This is a genomic window from Serinicoccus sp. CNJ-927, assembly GCF_001942435.1.
Lineage (GTDB): Bacteria > Actinomycetota > Actinomycetes > Actinomycetales > Dermatophilaceae > Ornithinicoccus > Ornithinicoccus marinus.
In genome coordinates this window covers 193,464-212,729 of the sequence record NZ_MKKF01000048.1, presented here as the reverse complement: position 1 = coordinate 212,729, position 19,266 = coordinate 193,464, and the positions used below count along the sequence as shown (strand labels likewise).

General features: G+C 74.4%; 17 protein-coding genes and 1 pseudogene. 5 read left to right on the top strand and 13 right to left on the bottom strand.

Annotation, left to right across the window (positions count from 1 at the left end):
* The first annotated feature begins 255 nt into the window (after positions 1-255).
* From BJF86_RS17995 to BJF86_RS13165, 3 genes are all read left to right on the top strand, one after another.
* Entirely contained in the window at positions 256-405 is a 150-nt protein-coding gene (locus tag BJF86_RS17995; protein WP_158068418.1) for a hypothetical protein, read from the top strand.
* 66 nt (positions 406-471) lie between these two features.
* Positions 472-945, top strand: a complete 474-nt coding sequence (locus BJF86_RS13170; RefSeq protein WP_075819566.1) for a cupin domain-containing protein — start codon at positions 472-474, stop codon at positions 943-945.
* Positions 946-1,023: 78 nt separating this feature from the next.
* Positions 1,024-1,926: an SDR family oxidoreductase gene (locus tag BJF86_RS13165; RefSeq protein WP_075811329.1), complete on the top strand. Its 903-nt coding sequence runs from the start codon at positions 1,024-1,026 to the stop codon at positions 1,924-1,926.
* A 78-nt stretch (positions 1,927-2,004) separates the two neighbouring features.
* Here BJF86_RS13165 and BJF86_RS13160 read toward each other — a convergent pair whose 3' ends face one another.
* Positions 2,005-2,796, bottom strand: coding sequence for a hypothetical protein (locus BJF86_RS13160; protein ID WP_075819564.1), 792 nt, complete (start codon positions 2,794-2,796; stop codon positions 2,005-2,007).
* 90 nt (positions 2,797-2,886) lie between these two features.
* Here BJF86_RS13160 and BJF86_RS13155 point away from each other — a divergent pair, with 90 nt between their 5' ends.
* Positions 2,887-3,894: a serine/threonine-protein kinase gene (locus tag BJF86_RS13155; RefSeq protein WP_414819948.1), complete on the top strand. Its 1,008-nt coding sequence runs from the start codon at positions 2,887-2,889 to the stop codon at positions 3,892-3,894.
* A gap of 60 nt (positions 3,895-3,954) precedes the next feature.
* Here the strand turns inward: BJF86_RS13155 and BJF86_RS13150 are convergent, their stop codons facing one another.
* Entirely contained in the window at positions 3,955-5,862 is a 1,908-nt protein-coding gene (locus tag BJF86_RS13150; protein ID WP_158068417.1) for a vWA domain-containing protein, read from the bottom strand.
* A gap of 177 nt (positions 5,863-6,039) precedes the next feature.
* On the opposite strand from BJF86_RS13150, the gene BJF86_RS13145 reads away from it, so the two are divergent.
* Positions 6,040-6,582: a helix-turn-helix domain-containing protein gene (locus BJF86_RS13145; protein WP_075819558.1), complete on the top strand. Its 543-nt coding sequence runs from the start codon at positions 6,040-6,042 to the stop codon at positions 6,580-6,582.
* Here the strand turns inward: BJF86_RS13145 and BJF86_RS13140 are convergent.
* The 11 genes and pseudogenes from BJF86_RS13140 to BJF86_RS13095 all read right to left on the bottom strand — a co-directional run bounded on the left by BJF86_RS13140 (position 6,510) and on the right by BJF86_RS13095 (position 19,262).
* Positions 6,510-7,400 carry a hypothetical protein gene (locus BJF86_RS13140; RefSeq protein ID WP_075819556.1) on the bottom strand — a complete coding sequence of 297 codons (891 nt, stop codon included), beginning with the start codon at positions 7,398-7,400 and terminating at the stop codon, positions 6,510-6,512. The genes BJF86_RS13145 and BJF86_RS13140 overlap by 73 nt on opposite strands.
* A 61-nt stretch (positions 7,401-7,461) precedes the next feature.
* Positions 7,462-8,514, bottom strand: coding sequence for an FHA domain-containing protein (locus BJF86_RS13135; protein ID WP_083653082.1), 1,053 nt, complete (start codon positions 8,512-8,514; stop codon positions 7,462-7,464).
* Positions 8,514-9,806: a VWA domain-containing protein gene (locus tag BJF86_RS13130; RefSeq protein ID WP_028131256.1), complete on the bottom strand. Its 1,293-nt coding sequence runs from the start codon at positions 9,804-9,806 to the stop codon at positions 8,514-8,516. Before BJF86_RS13130 ends, BJF86_RS13135 begins: the two co-directional genes overlap by 1 nt.
* A complete protein-coding gene (locus BJF86_RS13125; protein WP_075819554.1) occupies positions 9,799-11,073 on the bottom strand; it encodes a protein phosphatase 2C domain-containing protein in 1,275 nt (424 codons plus the stop codon). The genes BJF86_RS13130 and BJF86_RS13125 overlap by 8 nt, the downstream gene beginning before the upstream one ends.
* Entirely contained in the window at positions 11,070-12,308 is a 1,239-nt protein-coding gene (locus BJF86_RS19045; RefSeq protein WP_237768217.1) for a tetratricopeptide repeat protein, read from the bottom strand. The genes BJF86_RS13125 and BJF86_RS19045 overlap by 4 nt, the downstream gene beginning before the upstream one ends.
* A 59-nt stretch (positions 12,309-12,367) precedes the next feature.
* Positions 12,368-13,147 (bottom strand): annotated as a pseudogene (locus BJF86_RS19040) (serine/threonine protein kinase); the annotation flags it as partial.
* Positions 13,148-13,338: 191 nt separating this feature from the next.
* Positions 13,339-14,160 (bottom strand): hypothetical protein, encoded by an 822-nt coding sequence (locus BJF86_RS13115; RefSeq protein ID WP_237768216.1) that lies wholly within the window; start codon positions 14,158-14,160, stop codon positions 13,339-13,341.
* A 304-nt stretch (positions 14,161-14,464) separates the two neighbouring features.
* Complete coding sequence (locus BJF86_RS13110) at positions 14,465-15,535, bottom strand: hypothetical protein (RefSeq protein ID WP_075819552.1); 1,071 nt, start codon at positions 15,533-15,535, stop codon at positions 14,465-14,467.
* A complete protein-coding gene (locus BJF86_RS13105) occupies positions 15,532-15,948 on the bottom strand; it encodes a hypothetical protein (RefSeq protein ID WP_075819550.1) in 417 nt (138 codons plus the stop codon). The genes BJF86_RS13110 and BJF86_RS13105 overlap by 4 nt, the downstream gene beginning before the upstream one ends.
* Positions 15,945-16,364, bottom strand: coding sequence for a hypothetical protein (locus tag BJF86_RS13100; RefSeq protein ID WP_075819548.1), 420 nt, complete (start codon positions 16,362-16,364; stop codon positions 15,945-15,947). Before BJF86_RS13100 ends, BJF86_RS13105 begins: the two co-directional genes overlap by 4 nt.
* 1,200 nt (positions 16,365-17,564) lie before the next feature.
* Positions 17,565-19,262, bottom strand: a complete 1,698-nt coding sequence (locus BJF86_RS13095; RefSeq protein WP_075819618.1) for an AAA family ATPase — start codon at positions 19,260-19,262, stop codon at positions 17,565-17,567.
* Positions 19,263-19,266 lie beyond the last annotated feature (4 nt).

The following is a 19,266-nucleotide window of genomic DNA, read 5'->3' as shown; positions in this document are numbered from 1 at the left end:
TGTGCGACCACGGCCGCGTCCGTCGTCGCACCGCGGGCTGAACCTGCGTCATACCCGGGGATGAGCTGCCTCTCGCGACGGCAGGCGGTGGACCGCGGGGTGTCCGACCTGCTCAGAACCGCGAGGAGCTGCCCGCGCCGCTGAAGCTGCCGCCACTGCTGCTGCTGTAGCCCGACGTGGACCCGCCGCCGGAGCCTGCTCGGCTCTGCTGGAGCGCGCTCGCGCCCGCGGTCAGGCCGCTGCGGGGGTGAGCCGGTGCCCGCCGAGCTCAGCCGCGCCGAGCTCGTGGTGGGGCATGCCCGGGGCGGGGCCCTGTCGGTCGTGCTCGTCGTCGACGTGGACGAGTTCGCGACCTGCCGCGCGAGCACGCTGCGCTACGAGGCGACCGCCACGCGGTCGGGGTGACCTGCGCGGTGTCGGTGGCGGGTCGTAGGTTGGTGACCGGCATACCCCCCGACGACAGGAACCCGCATGGTCACCGACAACGGCCCCCAGCCCAACGCCTTCGACATCGAGACCGAGACGCGCGCCAACGACACCTATCGCACGGTCGCCTGGACCGGGAAGTACCTCCAGGTCACCCTGATGTCGATCCCGCCGGGGGAGTCCATCGGGCTGGAGGCGCACCCGGAGACCGACCAGTTCCTGCGCCTCGACTCCGGTCAGGGACGCTGCGTCATGGGTCCCGCGGAGGACGACCTCAGCTTCACCCAGGACGTCAGCGACGGGTGGGCGATCCAGGTGCCCGCCGGCACCTGGCACGACGTCATCAACACCGGCGAGGAGCCGATGCGGCTCTACGCCGTGTATGCCCCGACCCACCACGCCCAGGGCATCGTCCAGGACACGGCCGAGCAGGCCGAGGCCGACGAGGACTCCGGGAAGGACTCCCCGCCGGAGTGGAGCGTGCAGCCGGGGGAGGGCGAGGACGACCTCAAGGGGTGAGCGAGGCCGGTCCGCGCCCGCGCGCCGGTCGTGCCGCCCCGTCGTGCGGACCGCCGGCCAGGGGGGCAGGATCTCCCTATGCCCAGCACCAGCGATCAGCTGACCTTCGACGACCCGACCACCCGTCATCCCCGGATCTCGCCGCCCGAGCAGGACCAGCCCATGCCTGGGCTGGACGCCGAGCTCGATCCGCCGGCTGACCGGGGCGAGACGTCCTACCGTGGCACCGGCAGGTTGACCGGCCGTCGTGCCCTCGTCACCGGTGGTGACTCCGGCATCGGCGGCGCCGTCGCCATCGCCTACGCCCGTGAGGGCGCCGATGTGGCGATCAACTACCTGCCGGACGAGCAGGAGGACGCCGACCGCATCCGCGAGCTCGTCGAGGCGGAGGGTCGGGTCTGCGAGCAGCTGCCCGGTGACGTCACCAACCGCGAGACGGCCGAGCGCATCGTCGACCAGGCCGCCGACAAGCTCGGTGGACTCGACGTGCTCGTCGTCAACGCGGGCAAGCAGGTCAGCACCCCGTCGATCGAGGAGATCAGCGACGAGCAGTTCGACCTCACGGTCAAGACCAACATCTACGCGATGTTCTGGATGTGTCGGGCGGCGGTGGGGCACCTGGGGCCGGGGTCGACGATCATCCTGTCCAGCTCGATCCAGGCCTACAGCCCCAGCGAGCACCTGCTCGACTACGCCATGACAAAGGGTGCGATGAACACCTTCGGCAAGGGCCTGGCCAAGCAGCTGGCGCCGAAGGGGGTCCGCGTCAACATCGTCGCTCCCGGCCCCATCTGGACGCCGCTGCAGGTAGTGCAGGGTCAGCCCAAGGACGCCATCCCGGAGTTCGGCCTGGGGCAACCTCTCGGCCGTGCCGGCCAGCCGGTCGAGCTCGCCCCCGCCTACGTCTTCCTGGCGTCACCCGAGAGCAGCTACGTGGTCGGCGAGACGCTCAACGTCAACGGCGGCGCCGACAGTCCGTGACACGCGGTGTGAGCCGGACGGGCCGCAGCTCCGCGATGGCGTCGCAGGATCGCGAGGACCGGCGGTGGTGACCGACGCTCAGTCGCGCCGGTAAGGGTCGCGCGCGTCGCCACCCTCGTCCGGTGCGGCGCCCGGGGCCGGGGGAGGCGGGGGAGCGCCCTGCCCCTGGGACTGCCCGTAGCCCTGAGACTGGCCGTAGCCCTGGGTGGGCGGCTGCCCCGCACCGCTGCCCGGCTGTTGGCCGTACCCCTGGTGCCCGTAGCCCTGTTGCGGGTAGGGCTGCTGCCCGGGGCCGTAGCCGTAGCCGCCCTGCGGGTTCTGCGCGGACCGCTTGTCCCGGCCGCGGCCGACGAGCCACAAGATGAGCCCGACGACAGTGAGCAGCAGCAGCGGGATGAGCGCCACCGCAGCCAGGGCGCCGAACGCGATGGCGACCAAGGTGCTGGCCGCGAGGTTCGGGGACAGGGCGGTCTGTCCGCCCTCGCAGGTGAAGGTGTGCTCACCGGTGCTGGTGGCCGTGTAGGTCCCCACGGTCGTCGCCTGCACCTGCGGCTCCTGCCCGGTGCTCAGGTCGTCGGCCGCCTGCAGCGTCTCCTCGCTGCCGTCCGGCAGGGTGACGGTGCACGCGACGTCACCACCGGTGCCCTCGCTGAAGACGTAGCGCAGGTCCCCCTCCTCCATGGACACCGTGGCCTGACCGCCCTCCATCGTGAGGTCGTCCTCCATGGAGCCGAAGGCGCGGACGCCGGCCACGGCTCCCCAGGCGACGATCGCGCCGGCGATGATCGACAGGACCAGGCCGATGATGAACATCCACTTGCCGGCTGTGGTCAGGCCGCTGTGCCGGGCGGGCGGGGTCGCATACGTCATGCCAGCACCATAGCGAGATCGGCCGCGCTGGGACTCTAGGCTGGTCGACGTGGGAGAGGTGCTCGGTGGTCGCTACGAGCTCGTCGACCCCTGGGCGAAGGGGGCGCGGGCGTCGTGTGGCGCGCCTGGGACCAGCGTGAGGAGCGCTACGTCGCGGCCAAGGTGCTCCGGCAGAGCGACGCCCCGACGCTGCTCCGGTTCGTCCGCGAGCAGGCGGTCCGGGTCGAGCACCCGCACGTCCTGACCCCGCTCGGCTGGGCCGGGGACGACGACCGCGTGCTCATCGCCATGCCGCTGGTCCGCGGCGGGTCGGTCGCCACCCTCGTGGGCGACCACGGCCCGCTCCCCACGGTCTGGGTCGCCACGCTGCTCGACCAGCTCCTGGACGCGCTCGCGCGGATCCACGGCGAGGGTCTGGTGCACCGCGACGTCAAGCCGGCCAACCTGCTCCTGGACGCGACCGGCTCGGGCCTCCCGCGGCTCCGGCTCGCCGACTTCGGCATCGTCACCGGTGTCGACGACCCCCGCCTCACCCACGTGCACCACGCGGTCGGGACGATCGGGTATGCCGCGCCCGAGACGTTGCGGGTCGGCTGGGACCCCGACCCCCGGGCCGATCTCTACGCCGCGGGTCTGAGCGCCGCGGAGATGCTGCTGGCGCAGCGGCCGGGCGCCGACGCGGCGGGCTCGCTCGCTGACCTGCTGGTGCGCCAGGGTGTCGACAGCGGCCTCGTCACGGTTGTGCTGGACCTCGCCGCGGCCGAGCCGGGGGAGCGGTATGCCGACGCCGCCGCCGCGCGGGAGGCGCTGCGCGCGACCGGCTTGGTCGCCTCGCCACAGACCTGGGACGCCGGTGAGGTCGAGGTCTTCGACCAGGTCCCCGAGCTGCCCGCCGGATGGGGCGCGGCCGGGCCGGAGGAGGGGCAGACCGGGCCGACCTCGCGTTCTGGACCTACGGATCTGGGGCCCGTTGCCCAGGAAGCGACGTCCAGTACAGAAGGTGGCGGCGCGGGGGCGGGCTCACGGCTCGGGATGGCGCTGCTCGGGCTCGGGCTGCTGCTGGTCCTGGCCGCGGGCCTGCTCGCGCTGCTGGGCTGAACCGGCGCCCCGGACCACACCGGCGGTGGGCCCGGGGCCCGGTGCCCTCCCTGGGCCGCGTCAGGTGCTGAAGCGCCGGCCGCGCACGAGCAGGTAGCCGCCCACGAGGGCCACCACCAGCCCGAGACCGGCCAGCACCCAGATGAGGGTCAGCAGCCTGGCGTCGCCATCCTCCGCCGGGGCCGCGGCGCTCGCGTCCTCGGTCGGATCGGCCTCGGCACTGCTCTCGTCGTCGCTCTGGTCGGTGCCCGCCTCCGACGAGGACCGTGCCTCCTGCGTGGCGGCCGCGGGCTGCTCCCCGGCCTCCAGGTAGGTGGGCTCACCGTCGACCTCGCCCAGGACCTCCGTGACCAGCGAGAAGGGCACCGGGACCGAGCTCTGGTCGTCGGAGACCAGGGACACCACGACGAAGTGCTCGCCGGCCCGGTCGGCGCCGTCGGCCGGGCTCGCGTTCTCCCGGTTGCGCCACTGGACGACGTAGGACGTCTCTGCGACCCGGCCGCCCTCTCGCGCCGAGAGGTTCGTCCGCCCGCTGAGGTCCGGCACGTCGGCGGTGTGGGCCACGGCGTCGCCCCGGTCCGGCCCCACGATGCCGACGTCGAGGACCTTGCCCGCGGTGCCGATGATCTGGGCCACCCCCTCCTCGGGCACCGGCACGTCGACGAGCGCTTGCAGGTGCTGGCCCCAGCCCACCGGCACCGCGAAGACCAGGACCTCCCCGGGGACGATGTCGGAGGTGTAGGTCGCGCCCGGCTCGAGAGTGGGGGGGTCGTTGAACGAGGTGCCCCCGACGACCGAGGCGGTGGGCTCGCCCGGCGCCAGGTCCTGCCACTCCGGCCGGGCGTCGGCGTCAGGGAGCGCTGCCGGGTCCTGGGGCGCGGGCTCCTCGTGGACGACGATCTCGATGGTCTGGCCGGCCAGCCGGGCGCCGGACTGCTGCTCCACTCGGAGCACCAGCTCGTCCACGTCGCCGCACTCGCGATAGCTGGCCGGCACCCCGTTGACGCTGCCGCTGCCGAAGGTGTCGCCGCTGCCCGCGGTCCAGACGGCGAAGGCAGAGAGGTCGCAGCTCCTCCCGTCCGGGGTCTCCAGGACCAGGTTGAGCGCCGACATGCCGGTGTCGTCATCGGGACGCAGCGTCCCGCTGACGTGCAGGGTGCTCTGCGAGAGGGTGCGGCGCACCCGGTAGCTCAGCGGCTCCTCCCCGACCTCGTCGACGTAGCGACCGACGTCCAGCACCGGGGCCTGCGCGGGATCGACCGTCCCGGTGACCGGCTCGCCGCTGAGCTGGAACGGGCGGAAGGCCCGGGTCGAGATGCGAGTGAGCGCCGTCGTCAGGGTGTCGGTGTCGTCGGCGTCGTAGTAGGTGCCGCCCGCGACGTCGGCGACGCACTCCAGCTGGTCCCTCGTCTCCTGGTCCACGCCCAGGCCCACGGTGTGCACGACGAGGTCGAAGCCGTCGGCGGTGAGCTCCTCGGCGACCTCGCACGGGTCGGGGTCGCACGTGGCGATTCCGTCCGAGACGAGCAGGATCGTCCGGTTGCCCTCCTCGCCGAGGTCGTCCGCGGCCTGCTGCAGCGCATACGCGATCGGGGTCTCGCCCAGGGGCTGGTATGCCTCCACGGCGTCGCGCATCGCGTCGGTGTTGCCGCTGCCGATGGGGACCACGAGCTCGCTGTCGGCGCACTTGTCCTCGCGCGGCTCGTCCAGCGGGACGCTGCCGCCGAAGAGTCGGACGCCGACCTGCTGGTCGGGGTTGAGCCCGTCGACGAGGGTGCCCACTGCGGCCTTGGCCGCGTCGATCTTGGGCTCGCCCTCGGCGTCCGGGTCCTCCATCGAGCCCGAGGAGTCCAGCAGCAGGAGCAGCTGGGCGTCGTTGGGGGAGTCGGTGGTCGACGCGGTGGCGACGCCGGGTGCGAGCAGCACCGCCGTCGCGGCGGCGGTCAGGCTGTGGCGGATCCTGGTCACGGTGGTCCCCTCGGAAGATGCGAACGTGTGCATTAGCGAAAGTAAACGTTCACAGTTGCAAAGTCAACCGGCACGCCGGCCACGGGCGCAGCGGCGCCGTCCCAGCCTAAGGTGGTCAGGCGCAGGGACCGGCACGAGGCCAGGGCCCAAGGTCACAGCGGCGGACAGGAGGACGAGGTGAGCGAGGTCGAGCGCACGGTGGCTGCTCAGGTGGAGCTCTACGGCGAGCCGCTCGCCGACGTCTTCGCGCGGCTGACGGGTGGGCTCGGTCTGTCGCAGGCTCAGCTGGCCCGGACGCTGGGGATGTCCGCCCCGATGCTCAGCCAGCTCGGGTCGGGCAAGCGGGCCAAGATCGGCAACCCTGCGGTGCAACGGCGGCTGGCCGAGGTGCTCGAGCTGCTCGAGGAGGTGCGCACGGGGGAGGTGCCGGCCGACGGCATACCGGAGCGGCTGGAGCAGGTGCGCGAGTCGACCGGCTCCTGGTCGACGACCATGACGACGGGCACGACGCGTCACGACCTATCCGGACCTGCGGACGACGCCGCGGTCCGTGCGGTGCTGCGCGCCGCGGCGACCCCCGAGGACCTCGAGGCCGCGGCGCACCTGCTCGACCGCGACCATCCGGCGCTGGCGGCGGTGCTGCGGACCTACGGCCTGGAGGACCCCGACTCGTCGGCCCCGCCGACAGCCCCCTCGTCGTCGTCGACGAGGACGAGCTGACCAGAGGCGACCAGCTCGGCGATCTCCTCCTCGGACAGCGCCGCGAACTCCTCGTCGGTGAGGTCGACGTAGTCCTCTCCGGGGGCACCGGCGTCGTCCATGACCTCCCCGCTCGGCACCGCTGCGTCGCCGTCGGCGGGCCGATCCTCGCCGGCCTCGTCCTCCCACCACTCGTCCGCGCCCTCCTCGGGCGGGGCGTCCTCGACGACCTCCTCGGCGCCGTCCTCGGGCGGACGGACCAGGAGCAGCAGCACCCCGCCGATGAGCAGCATCGAGAGCCCGACGAAGGTGCCCAGGCTGCCCAGCGCGAGGCCGCCCAGCCGCAGCAGCGCGCTGGCCGGGCTCACCTCGGGGGCCACGACGACACCGCGTCCCTCGCAGTCGATGAGGTGCTCGCCCGCCTGCTCGGCCCGGAAGTGGCCGACGACCTGGAAGCGCGCCAGCGCGGTGTCGATGCCGACCCGCGAGCCCTCCTCGGCGAGCGTGGTGAAGGGCAGCTCGCCGCCGGGCCCGGTGATGGTGCAGGTGATCTGCTCGACCGGGGTGGGCACGATCTCGCCGGGGGCGATGAGGCCACCGGTGACGTAGAGCGTGCGCTCGGTGCCCTCGACCAGCGAGACCGTCGCGGTGCCGTCGAGCAGCTCTGCGGAGTTGGACTGCAGATGGTCCAGCAGCGAGCGCGTGGCCCAGCCGCCGATCAGCGTGACGACCAGCGACACGACGGCCAGCAGCCCGCCGAAGCGGACCAGGTGACGACCGGAGCGGCGCAACCGTGCCCGGCTCGAGCGGGTCACCGGGGCGGCGTCGTCTGCGGGCATGGGTGAACTCTAGGCCGCGGGCCGGACCTGACGTGGGGTACGGCACGCCGTCACGGCCGGTTCATCCTGTCCCCTCCCGCTCGGACTCGGTCGCCTGGCGGAGCACGAGGCGGGTCCAGGCCCCGACGTAGATCCGGTCGTCGCGGTCGATCTCCACCCGCTGCCCGGGCGTCAGCGGCGTCGTCGGCAACGGCTCGCCGACCGTGCCGACGTAGGTCCCGTTGCTGCTGCCGAGGTCCTCGATCCACCACCGGCGCCCGTCGCTGGTCAGCTGGGCGTGCCGGCGGGAGACCGCGCTGTCGGCGCCGGCGTCGACCTCCGGCCGCGACCCGAGGCTGCCCGACGGCCGCCCGATGAGCACCACCGACCGCTGCACGGCGACCACGTCCGGGACACCCGCGCTCGGGCACGCCTCCGCGGTCTGCTGCACGGCATACCAGTCCGGGTCGACCCACACCTCGACCACCCACGTGTCGGCGAGGTCGCGCGAGGGTGGGGTATGCCGGGGGCGGGCGTGCGCGGCCACCTCGACGCTGACCTCGGGCTCCGGCTCGTGCTCGGGGTCCGGCGCGGCGCCGGCCACGTCGTCACCGGGCGTCGGCTCTGGTTGCTCGGGCTCGGGGTCCGGCTCGGCGTCGTCCTCGTCTTCACCGGGCGCCGGCTCTGGTTGCTCGGGCTCGTCGACCTCGTCCGCACCGGGCGTCGGCTCTGGTTGCTCGGGCGCCTCGTCCTCGTCCCGTGCACCGAGCGACGTCCCTGCCGCTTCAGCCTCGTCCGGAGCCTGCTCCTCCGGGGAGGGCTCCTCGCCCAACGGAGCGGCGCCGGTGGTGAAGTCGTAGCCGCAGGACTCGCAGAAGAGGGCGTCGGCGACGTTCAGGGCCCCGCAGTGCGGGCAGGTCTGGCTGGGCGCCGCCTCCGGCGGTCCCAGGTCGAGCGCCGAGCCGGGCTCACCGGGAGAGGCGGCCTCCGCCTCACCGGACCCCTCGGTCGCACCCGGCACGACCGGGCCCACGGCCGGCTGCGCCGCCCGCAGCGGCACCGCGCTGATCGGTGAGCCGCAGGTGTCGCAGTAGTCGGTGGCCTCGCTCTCGTGACCCTCGGGGCAGAGCACCATCAGCCGGGCCGCACCCGGGTGGTCTTGGTCGACGCGGTGTCCAGCTCCATCTCGTCGAGCCGGTCCACGTCGCGCCGCAGCCGCACCCGCCCGGTGGCGGCGTCGTCGATGTCGACCACCCGGGACAGCCGGGAGGTCGCGCCGTCGTCGCCGGTCGCCTGCGCGAGCTGGACCGCCCGGCCCAGTCGTGAGGTGGCGGTCACGTCGTCGCCCATCGCCTTGGCCCGCAGACCCTCCTGGATGGCCGAGGCCAGCTCGGTCTGCCCGGTGTAGTGCGCCACCTCGGGGCTGATCTGCGCGGTGAGGACGTCGTCGGCGGACCAGGCGGCCTTGACCAGTCCCTGGGTCTGCACCTCCTCGCCCACGACGAGCTGCACCCGCGAAGCCAGCTGCTCCTGTCCGATGCCCTTGGGAGCCAGCCGGACGGCGACGTGGTAGTCCCGTGTCTCGTCGCCCCAGGCGCCGGTGTCGTAGCCGCCGGTGAGCGGGTTCACCTCGACCCGTCGCCCGGAGAGGTCCTCCAGCGTGGGGCTGACCTGCTTGACGAAGAGCACCTCGGCGCCCTGCGGGGCCCAGACCCGCAGCTGGGCCTCGCTGACCCCCTTGCTCATCGACGTGCTCATGAGCGCGGCGAAGTCCTCGCTCAGCCCGTCCCAGGTCCGGATGAGGTCGACACCCCCCAGCAGTGCCTCGGCGATCCGTCGCACCTCGGCGACCTGCCACGCCGCGCCCAACCCGCGGCAGTCCGCCTGGAAGCGGCCACGCACCTGCTCCAGCGCCCAGGTGAGCTCCTGCGGGGTCTCGTGCTGGTTGGCGCCGTCGGTGAGCAGGATCGCGTGCCGCTTGGACAGCGAGGGCACCGTGCCGAAGAGCTGCCCGGCGGCGAGCAGCCACCGGCCCATCGCCGTCCCGCCGCCCGGCACCAGCCGCTGCAGCGAGCGCTTCGCCTCGAGCCGGGTCTGGGCCGACATGCGCGCCATCGCGGCGGTGTTGCCGGTCGGGTAGCACAGCGCGGCCTCGTGGTTGCCGGCCACGATGGCGAACCACACGCCGTCGACGATCTGGTCCAGGGCCGCCGACGCGGCATACGCGGCCGCCTGCACCCCCTGCACGTCCATCGACCCGGAGACGTCGACGATGATGACCTCGCCCGCCTCCCCGCCGGAGCCGCCCGTCGTCGTCGGCACCACCGCCCCCGCGTCGGTGCAGGTCACCGACACGATCGCGTGGACGTCGGTCCCGCCGTCGGGCAGGAACTCGTTCTGGTGCACGGTCGAGGAGAACTCAGCCATGTGCACCATCCTGCCTCGTGCCCGCGCAGCGGGCGAGGGCGACCGTGATGTTGTCGGCGCCACCCTGCTCGTTGGCCCACGCGACCAGCGCCTCGGCGAGCACCAGCGGCTCCGCCCCGGCCTCGCCGGCGCGGGAGCTCACCACCGCGGCGAGGTCGGCGGGCTCGGAGGCGTAGTTCCACAGACCGTCGCTGCACACCAGGACCCAGCCGGGGGAGCTCACGTCCTGCTCGGTCACCGCCGGCTCCACGTCCGGGGCGTCCGGGCCGAGCCACCGGGTGATGGTATGCCCGAGCGGGCCCGCCTCGGCCTCGGCGCGGCTGATGCCGGCCCGGATCTGCTCCTCGGCCATGGAGTCGTCGGTGCTCAGCCGGCGCGGCTCGCCCTCGTCCGGCAACCAGTAGGCCCGGCTGTCGCCGATCGAACCGACGGAGGCACGACCTCCCTCGATCACGGCCGCGACGTAGGTGCAGGACGGGGCGGTCGACTCCGTCGCGAACTGCGTGGCGACCTCCTCGACGGCGGCGGCCGCGGCGCGAGCCGCCTCGCCGTGCCGCTCGTGCGGGGTGGTCCCCCTGGTCAGCACCGCGAGGGCCGCCTCGGCAGCCGCCTCGCTCGCCTCGGCGGAGCGTGGCGCGCTCGACACGCCGTCGCAGACGACGAGCACCGCGCGGCCGGGGAGGGCGTCGTCGGCCCAGAGCGCCATCGCGTCCTCGTTGTCGCGGTGGCGTCGTCCCTTGTCGCAGACCGCGGCGACGGCGGCGGACGGGCTGGCGCTGGTGTGGTGCCGGGGGTCGGGGCGGCGCTCGCCGCACTGGGTGCACCACCCGTCCTCGTCGTAGGGGCTACCGCACGAGGCGCACGTCCCGTGATCCACCGTGGGGGTCGGCTCGGCCGCGCGCGCCGGGGCGAGGTCACCACCGAGCACGAGCATCGGCTCGGGGAGCGGGGGAGGCCCCTCGCTGAACGGCTCCGGCTCCTGCTCGGCCTCGTCCTCGGTGGGGGCGTCCGCCGGCTCGCGCTCCGGCTCACCCTCCCGCTCCTCGGTCGGGGCGTCCGCCCGGTCCAGCCCCGGGTCCGCCTCGCTCCGCCCGGCCCGCCCTGCGTCGGGGCGCTCCCCGTCGGCGTGCGCCGCACCACCGGTGCGCGCGCCCGGGGCCGGGATCGGAGCCGTCGGGTCGTCCGGCAAGGCGCCGGGGTCGGGCTCGCCTGGGGCGCGCTCGTCGTGCCCCGCGGAGTCCACCGGTTCGGGGGTCTGCTGCGTCATGTCCAGCTCCAGGGACGGACCGCGTTGGCACGGTCGATGAGCCCGGCCCGCTCCTGCGGGTCGGGGGTGTAGTCGGCGAGCACGCGGTACTCCTTCTCCAGCGCCCGCTGCAGGGCGTCGCGGGTCAGCGTGACCTCGCCGACCTGCCAGTCGGGCTTCGGGCCGTGCTGGGTGACCTGCTCCAGCGCCTGCTCGAAGAGCACGGCGTTGAACTGTGCCCGCTGCCGCGGGTCCAGCGTCAGCCGGCGCACCGAGTGCATCGACTCGCGCAGGTCCGCCAGGCTGCCGCGGCGCCGGAGCAGCTCGGCCCGCAGCCACCGGGCCCGCGGGTGGGCCCGGCTGCTCGCCGGGACCGAGTCCAGGGCGGTGATCGCCCCCTCCGCGTCGTCCCGCTGCAGCCGCACGCGGTGCAGCCCGAAGGCCGCCGGCGCGACGTATGCGGCGTCCGTGCGCCAGGCACGCAGGTAGTCCTGCTCGGCCGCCGAGCCGTAGCCGGCGAGCTCGGTGGCCAGCGCCAACGCCATACGGGGCGCGATCTCGCCGGGCAGGGCGTCGCGCACCGCGGCGAAGTGCCCGGCGGCCTCCTGGGCCCGGGCGGCGGTGACGGTCTCCTCGCCGTCGGCCTGCGACAGCGACCACAGGCCCCGGGTCCACGAGCCGCGCCAGTCCCACGGGTCCTCGTCCAGCAGCCCGCGGACGGCGTCGTCCACCCAGCGTTCCTGCCCCACCCGTATGCCCGCTCGCGCCCGCGCGAGGAAGACCTCGGCGCTCTCCTCGGGTGCCGACAACAGCGTCTCGTAGGTGGCGGCCGGGTCGTTGCCGGTGTGGCTGGCGATCCAGTCGAGCATGGGGTCCTGCTCGTCCCGCTTGAGCTCGGGCAGCTCCCACCACGACAGCGTCTCTCCGGTCGTGACCGGCGGCTCGAAGGCCGGGCTGTGCGACGACAGCGTGGCCGGGCGCTCGGGCCCGCTCGCGGCCACGACCTGCCGCAGCACCCCGACGAGCTGGCTGCGCAGCTCCTCCACGGAGGTGAAACGGTCGTTGGGGTCCGGGGCGCAGCAGCGGGCGACGATGCGGTAGAAGGCGTCGTGCTCGGTGAACGCCGGGACCCGGGACAGCGGCGGGAGGGTGTGCACGTAGTCGCTCTGATAGCCGCGGAACTCGAAGGTGAGCACGCACAGCGTGCGGCCGATCGTGTAGATGTCCGAGGCGACCGACGGCCCCACCTCGGCCACCTCGGGCGCTGGTAGCCCACGGTGCCGTAGATCGGTGACTCCAGGTCGTCCTGCCGACGCACCCCGCCGAGGTCGATGAGCTTGATGCCGTCGCGCTCGTGGATGAGGTTGTCGGGCTTGAAGTCGCAGTAGAGCAGGCCCAGGTCGTGCAGGTGTGTGAAGGCGGGCAGCACCTCGATGACGTAGGCGAGGGCCTGGTCGACCGGGAAGGGCGTGTAGCGGCCCGCCTCGCGCATCCGGTCCTGCAGCAGCTGCTTGAGGCTGCGCCCGCCGACGTGCTCCATCACCGTGTAGGCGTCGCCGTCGTGCTGGACGGTGTTGTAGATCTCGACGATCAGCGGGTGCTTGACCTGGGCCAGGAACTGCTGCTCGGCCACCGCGGCGTCGAGGGCGTCGTCGTCGCCGGTGTTGAGCAGTCCCTTGAGCACGACGAAGCGGTCCGAGACGTTCTTGTCGCGACCAAGGTAGATCCAGCCCATCCCGCCGTGGGCGAGCGCGCCGACGTTCTCGTACTGCCCCGCCACGAGCTCGCCCGGCTCCAGCTTAGGGGTGAAGGAGTAGGGCGCCCGGCACTGCGGGCAGAACCCCTGCTGGCGCCCCTCGCCCTCGCCCGCGGCGCGGCCCACGTCGGCGCCGCACGCGGGGCATACCCGCCGGTCCTCGGGCACCTGGGGGTCGGTCATGAGCTTCTCGACCGGGTCGCCCTCCGGCACGTCCGGGACGGTGGTCAGGCCCAGGCCGAGCCGCGAGCGGCGGCTGTCCGCCCCGGCGCGGCGGCGGCGCACCCGGGCCGCACGGACGGCCTGACGGCTCTGCCCGGGGGCGGGGGTCGCGACCATGTGGCCGGACGCCGCGGCGGGGTCGGCGCCCGAACCGGGTGCGCCGTCCGGCTCCGGGTCGGCGCTCGCGGGCACCGGACGGGCGGGGGTCGCCTCGATCGGGGCCTGCCGGGGCTCGGGGGAGCCGCAGACGTTGCACCACCCGTCCTCGTAGGACCCGGTGCACCCGGGCTCCCGGCACGGTGACCCGCTCACGGGCGCACCCCCATCGTCTTCGCGTAGCTCTCCTGCGCCTGCACCAGCGCCTCCAGTCGCGTCAGGTCGGTGGGTCGGTCCTCCAGCACGGCCGCCGTCTGGTCCGCGACGGTGCTCATGGCATCCTCCGAACCGGCCACCGCGAGCGCTGCGCGGACCCGGTGCGCCCGCTCGGTGAGGTCCTCGAGACGATCCAGCGCGGCGGCATACTCCGCGTGCGCCATGCTCAGCGCCCGCTCGACCCGCCCCAGTCGCTCCCGGTATGCGCTCAGCTCGGCGGGCTCGGTCGGCACGTCCCCCAGCGCGGTGACGTCGGGGACGCCCAGCCGGGGCGACGGCGTCACCGAGGCGACGGCGCGGTGCGCGAGCGAGCGCACCGCCTGCCCCCGCGCGGTGAGCTCGGCCACCTCGCGGGTCGCCTGGGCGTGGTCGGCCTTGGCGTGCGCCCGGGCCGAGGCGGCGACGATGAGGTCGCGCTCGATCGTCGCCGCGCGGGACTCCAGCGGGGCGAGGAGCCCACCGACGTCGGCCCCCCGGGCGGCGCGGTCGGTGACGTCGGTGAGGCGTCGGTCCAGCTCCGCGTGTGCGCTCGCGGCCGAGGAGCGCCGGGAACCGGGGATGAGGGCCACCTGGTCCGCGATCCGCTCGATCTGCTGACGCAGCGAGCGCAGCCGTCCGGCGAGGTCTGGGTCGGCGCCGTCCAGCCGCAGCCGGGAGCGCAGCGAGGAGGCGAGGGAGTCCGAGAGCCGGCAGCCTCCGGCAGGGACACGGCGAGGGACTGGGCGCCGCGCGTGCCGGGCTGCTCCAGCGAGCCCCACACCAGAGTGGTGATGCGGCGACGCTCCTGCTCACCGACCCGGCCGCTGTCCCAGGTGGCCAGGATGAGGGCGAGCCGGTCGGCGACCGCCTGCCACAGGGTCATCGACAGGGTCACGTCCGGGGTCAGGGCGGCACGCTCGCCCGGGTCGGTCACCTCGAGGGCGGCCTCGTCCAGCGCCGCGAGCTCGGTGCGACGGCGGTCCTTCCACCGCAGCATGGCGTCGAGGTAGGCGAGCAGCTCGGTGTCCGGGACGTCCGCCCCGAGCGACCCGGGCGCCACGGGGGCGTACGCGTGTCCGCCGGTCACCGGTCCTCGCCCTCCTGGCGTCGGCGCCAGGCCTCGATCCCGAGGCCGGCGAGGGGGAGCAGGATGACGAGGGCCAGCCCGGGCAACATGAGGCCGGGCGCCCATCCCTGCTCGGCGGTGTCGACGACGGACTGCCGCAGCGTCTCGACCTCGGCCTCGACGTCGACCGACGCCTCACCGGCGGCGTCGATGACGCCCAGCGCGGCGGAGCGCAGCTCTTCGGTGGTGCTGTCCTGCGCCAGGGCGTCGCCCAGCTCGGCCCGCGCCTGCGCCCACTCGTCGTGCGCCACCCCGAGCTCCTCCAGGCCGTAGGTCTGCTCCCAGAAGCCGTCGTCCCCTTGCTCGTACGGTTCGAGCGCACGCAGCCCCAGCATCACCTCGAGATCGCGCCGGACCTCGTCGCGCACGTCGTCGGCGCGGTCGACCGCCTCCTCGTGCGCCTCGGCACGGGCGGTCACGCCGTCGAAGAAGGGGTCCTGTGCCAGGGCCAGTCCGCTGGCGAGCAGGCCGGCGAGAGCGAATCCTGCGGCGAGGCGGGCGCCGGAGCGCCAGAGCACCACCGAGACGCCCAGGAGCACCAGCGCGCCACCCCACATGAGCGTCGTGGCCCAGGGCGAGCCGGGCGTGATGTGCTCGCGCGCGTCGTCCACCTCGGTGCTGGACACGGCATACCGGAAGGTGTTCCGTGTCTCCTCCCACGTGGTGGCGGCCCGCACCGGGGCGGTGTCCGTCGAGGACAGCGCGGCGTTGAGGGGCTCGAGGTCGTCGCGGTAGTAGGAGGGGACGTCGCCGCGGTCGAAGGCGATCCGGGCTAGGCCGGCGCTGCCGAGGTCACCGTCCGCGTCGGGTGCCGCCGGCTCCCCGGTGGCCTGCCGGACGATCTCGCTGTCGAGCGCGTCGGTGGCCTCGCGCAGGAGGGCACGACTCTCGTCCAGGCCCTCGAACGTGGCGACGTCCCGCTCGTCCGCCCGGGAGGCGGACAGGGCAGCACCCACGACCAGCGCGAGCATCGAGGCGACCAGCAGGGTGATGACCGTCCGCAGGTGGGGTATACGCCGACTGCTCACCTCACGGGCCCCGCGAGGAGACGGTTGGAGCTGCGTGTGGTCCTGGTGGTCGACACGCGGGGGACCCGGTCCTCCTGGCCCATCCGCGCCGCCTGCCGACGCAGCCGACGCTCGGTGCGGACCAGGCGGCGCTCGGCGTCGTCGATCTCGCGCTGGCGCCGGGCCAGCTCGCGCTCGACCTCCCGGCGCTGCGAGGCCAGGCGTTGCCGGGCGAGGTCCCGCTCCTGCTCCGCCTGCTCGGCGAGCTCGCGACGCTGCTGCTCCAGCGCGGCCTCCTGGGCGCGTAGCTCCTCGATCGTGGTGTCCTCGACGTCCGGCAGGTCCTCGCCGAGCACGAGCATCGGCCGGTCGGCCTCGCCAACCCCGTCCCGGCCCTCACGTCCGTCGCTGTCGTCCCGCGGTGTGCCGCTCATGAGTCCTTCCTCCGACCCGGCAGGGCGAAGGCGATCCCTGCGGGCGCCGCCGCTGCCAGACCGGTGGCCGCGACGGGTGCCGAGGCCCCTGTCGTGTTCTCGAGCGAGGCCAGCATACGGGCGCGCTGGTCGGCCACCCGTGCCGTCGCCTCGTCGAAGGTCGCCCGGCCCTCGTCCGCAGCCACCGCGACGTCCAGCCGCGCGACCCGGGCCTCGTCGGTGGTGCCGATGGCCTGCACGGTGTCCGGGTCGGGGTCCGGGCCGCTCACCAGGACCCCGAGGACGAGCAGGACGAGGCCGAGCGCCCAGCCCCACGCGCCGCCCGTCGAGCCACGGATCCCCGCGTGCTGGGACTGCTCCGCCAGGTCGAGCTCGCGCTGGACCGAGGAGCGCGCACCCCCGCGCGCAGCACTCACCGGTAGTCCTGCAGGCGTCGCGTGATCCCGGTCCACGCGAGGGCTGCGGCGACCACGCCGAGCAGGAGCGCTGCCCCGGCGGTGATGAGCGCCGGCGCACCGACCTGGGTGTCGACGGCCGCGAGCTGGTCGTCGAGCCGCTGCTCGAGAGTCGCGGCCAGTCCCTCGAAGTCCTCCTGGGAGGCCGAGATCGACGCGCCGTCGGCGTCCCCCTCGGCGATCTCCTCCCAGTCGGTGACCAGGTCGCTGCCCTCGTCCGCCGCCGCCAGAGCCTCCCCGGCGGCGGCCGCGGCACCCTGCCACGCGTCGCCGGCGCGACGGACTCGGCGAGCTGGGCGGCGCGAGCCTCGTGGACCGAGGCCAGCGCGGTGGCGGTGGTGGCCGGCGAGGCCAGCTGGGCCTCGTAGTCGACCGGCAGGCTCCCCGGGTTGACGGAGAGGTAGGTCAGTCCCGCGGTGATCGCGGTCGCCGCCAGCACCGGGACGTTGACGATCCGTCGGGTGCGCAGGGCCAGGACCACGAGCACACCGAGCAGCGCGAGGGTGGCGAGCGTGCCCAGGACGCCGGTCAGCTCCGAGCGGGGCCCGGAGAGCGCGTCCACCCGCTGGTCCGCGACCCGTTGCAGCGCCTGGCCCGCGTCGGCCGCTCCCTGCCGGGCCGTGCCGTAGCGGTCCTGGCCCTCGCCGGCGCTGTAGCCGACGGAGGTGCCGGCCCGCTCGGCCGCGACGAGGTAGGTGGCCCAGGCCTCGGGCGCGCCGCCGTCGTCACCGACGGTCCCGAGCTCGCGGCTGACCTCGGTGGTGATCCGCTCGAAGGCGGCGCGGCTCTCGTCGGTGTCGCCGTCCACGACACGCTGCGCGAGCGCCTGGTCCGCCTCGGCGACGAGCACCGAGGCCCGCTGCGTCGCCGTCCACTCCTGCGCCAGTGCGGTGGGGGTGGCCGCGACACCGTCGGTGGACAGGGTGCCCGAGGCGGCCACCCCGGTGAGGAGGGCCACCGCCGCCGCGACGCCGCGCAGGACGCGCAGCAACCGCGGGGTGGTGCTCGGTCGTGCGGCCGGCCGGGCGGTCCGCGTCGCCGAGGCCGGGGCTGCGCTCGGCGCCGTGCCCGGGGAGGTGGGGGTGGCCGTCGCGGCGGAGGACCCCGTGGCCTGCGACGGTGCGGCTGCCGAGGCCGAGGGGGTGGCCTGTCCCGGTGTGCTCACGGGCGCGGCTCCTCGGGCGCGTCACCCTCCACCGGCTCGTGCCCCACCCCGTCGCCGGGAACCCCGTCGGCCGCCGGGTCCTCCGGCGCCCCGACAGCACCGAGCGGCGCGTCCGGCGAGAGGTCGACCGCGTCACGGTCCTCGAAGTCCTCGCGCTGCAGGGTGCGCAACGCGGTGACGTCGACGTCGGTGATGTCCCGCAACCGCCAGGCGTGCCGGCCGATGGCCGCCTCGAGGAGGTTTCGGGCGAACCGGCCGTTGCCGAAGCTGGGCCCACGCGGTGTCGCCGCCAGGATCTCCGCGAAGCGCTCCACCGCCTCGGGGGACAGGTCGTAGTCCATCTGCCCGGCGAGCTGCTGCTGGATCGCGCCGAGCTCGTCGTCGGTGTAGTCCTCGAACTCGATGATGGTGCGGAACCGGCTCTCCAGGCCCGGGTTGGTGGCGATGAACTCCGCCATCGGGTCCGGGTAGCCGGCGACGATGACGACGAGGTCCTCCCGGTGGTCCTCCATCTCCTTGACCAGGGTGTCGATGGCCTCCTTGCCGTACTGGTCGCCACCCAGGCTGTAGGCCTCGTCGATGAAGATGACCCCGCCGTGAGCGCTGCCGACCACCTCGGCGGTCTTGGCGGCCGTCTGCCCCAGGTATCCCGCCACCAGCTCGCTGCGGTCCACCTCGACCAGCTGCCCCTTGCTCAGCAGACCCAGCGCGCGGTAGATCCCGCCGACGAGCCGGGCCACGGTCGTCTTGCCGGTGCCGGGGTTGCCGACGAAGACGAGGTGCCGGGTCAGGGTGGCCACCTTGAGGCCGGCCTCCTGCCGACGGGCGTCCATCTTGAGCACGGCGACCTGGCGGTGGATCTCGGCCTTGACCCGCTCGAGACCGATGAGCTCGTCCAGCTCGGCGAGGAGCTCCTCCACCGAGGGCTCCGGCTCGGGCTCCTCCTGCGGCTCCGCCGTCGCCGCCGGGTCCTCGGCGGTCGCGGCGACCTCGGGCGCCGGACCCGCGCCGGTGGTCTGGTCCGGTGCGGCCTGACCGGGACCCGTCCCGGCCGGCGCACCCGTCGGGTACCTCTCCGGCCCGGGCGGCTGTGTCGGTGCCGGCTGGTAGGTCTGGCTGCCTGCGGAGAGGGAGGTGAGCATGTCGCGGACCCGGGCCCCCTGCTCCTGCGCCCGGCGGAGCAGGTCGGCGGAGAGTGCGGACGCCTCGCTCGGGGCACCCGGCAGACCGGCGGGTGCCCCCGTGGACGGCGACGGACCGGCCTGCGGCGGGGTGAGCCCGGCGGTGGGGGAGCCCGGCCCGTGCGCGGGAGCCACCCCTGCGGCGGCCAGCTGCGCGCGGGCCACGGACGTCGCCTTGCCGACGCTGAGCTGCCCCGCGCCGGGCAGGGTGCAGGCAGCGGTCGCGACGTCGGCCAGCGCCTGGGCGTATCCCGACGCCCGGGGGCTGCTCTCGGCGACGAGCGTCGACAGCAGCGGGGTGGGGATCGAGGCATACCGGCGACCCTTGGGCACCGCGCCGAAGAAGTCGCTGGTGGGGCGGTCGAAGGCCCGGGCCCAGAGGGTGTGCGCCTCGCCCGGTCCGGGATGCTCCAGGACGGCGGCGGCGAGGTGCTGGCCCTCGACCCGCACCGCCTGCTCGTCCAGGCCGGCCTCGCGGCCCACCCGCGCGAGCAGGTCCACGGCGTCGCCCAGCCGG

Excerpts from the sequence above, each read along its gene's own strand:
- BJF86_RS13165 (WP_075811329.1), top strand. The coding sequence starts at position 1,024 with ATGCCCAGCACCAGCGATCAGCTGACCTTCGACGACCCGACCACCCGT.
- BJF86_RS13135 (WP_083653082.1), bottom strand. The coding sequence starts at position 8,514 with ATGGTGCTCTGCCCCGAGGGTCACGAGAGCGAGGCCACCGACTACTGC.
- BJF86_RS13170 (WP_075819566.1), top strand. The coding sequence starts at position 472 with ATGGTCACCGACAACGGCCCCCAGCCCAACGCCTTCGACATCGAGACC.
- BJF86_RS13125 (WP_075819554.1), bottom strand. The coding sequence starts at position 11,073 with ATGACGCAGCAGACCCCCGAACCGGTGGACTCCGCGGGGCACGACGAG.
- BJF86_RS13160 (WP_075819564.1), bottom strand. The coding sequence starts at position 2,796 with ATGACGTATGCGACCCCGCCCGCCCGGCACAGCGGCCTGACCACAGCC.
- BJF86_RS13105 (WP_075819550.1), bottom strand. The coding sequence starts at position 15,948 with ATGAGCGGCACACCGCGGGACGACAGCGACGGACGTGAGGGCCGGGAC.
- BJF86_RS13130 (WP_028131256.1), bottom strand. The coding sequence starts at position 9,806 with ATGGCTGAGTTCTCCTCGACCGTGCACCAGAACGAGTTCCTGCCCGAC.
- BJF86_RS13140 (WP_075819556.1), bottom strand. The coding sequence starts at position 7,400 with ATGCCCGCAGACGACGCCGCCCCGGTGACCCGCTCGAGCCGGGCACGG.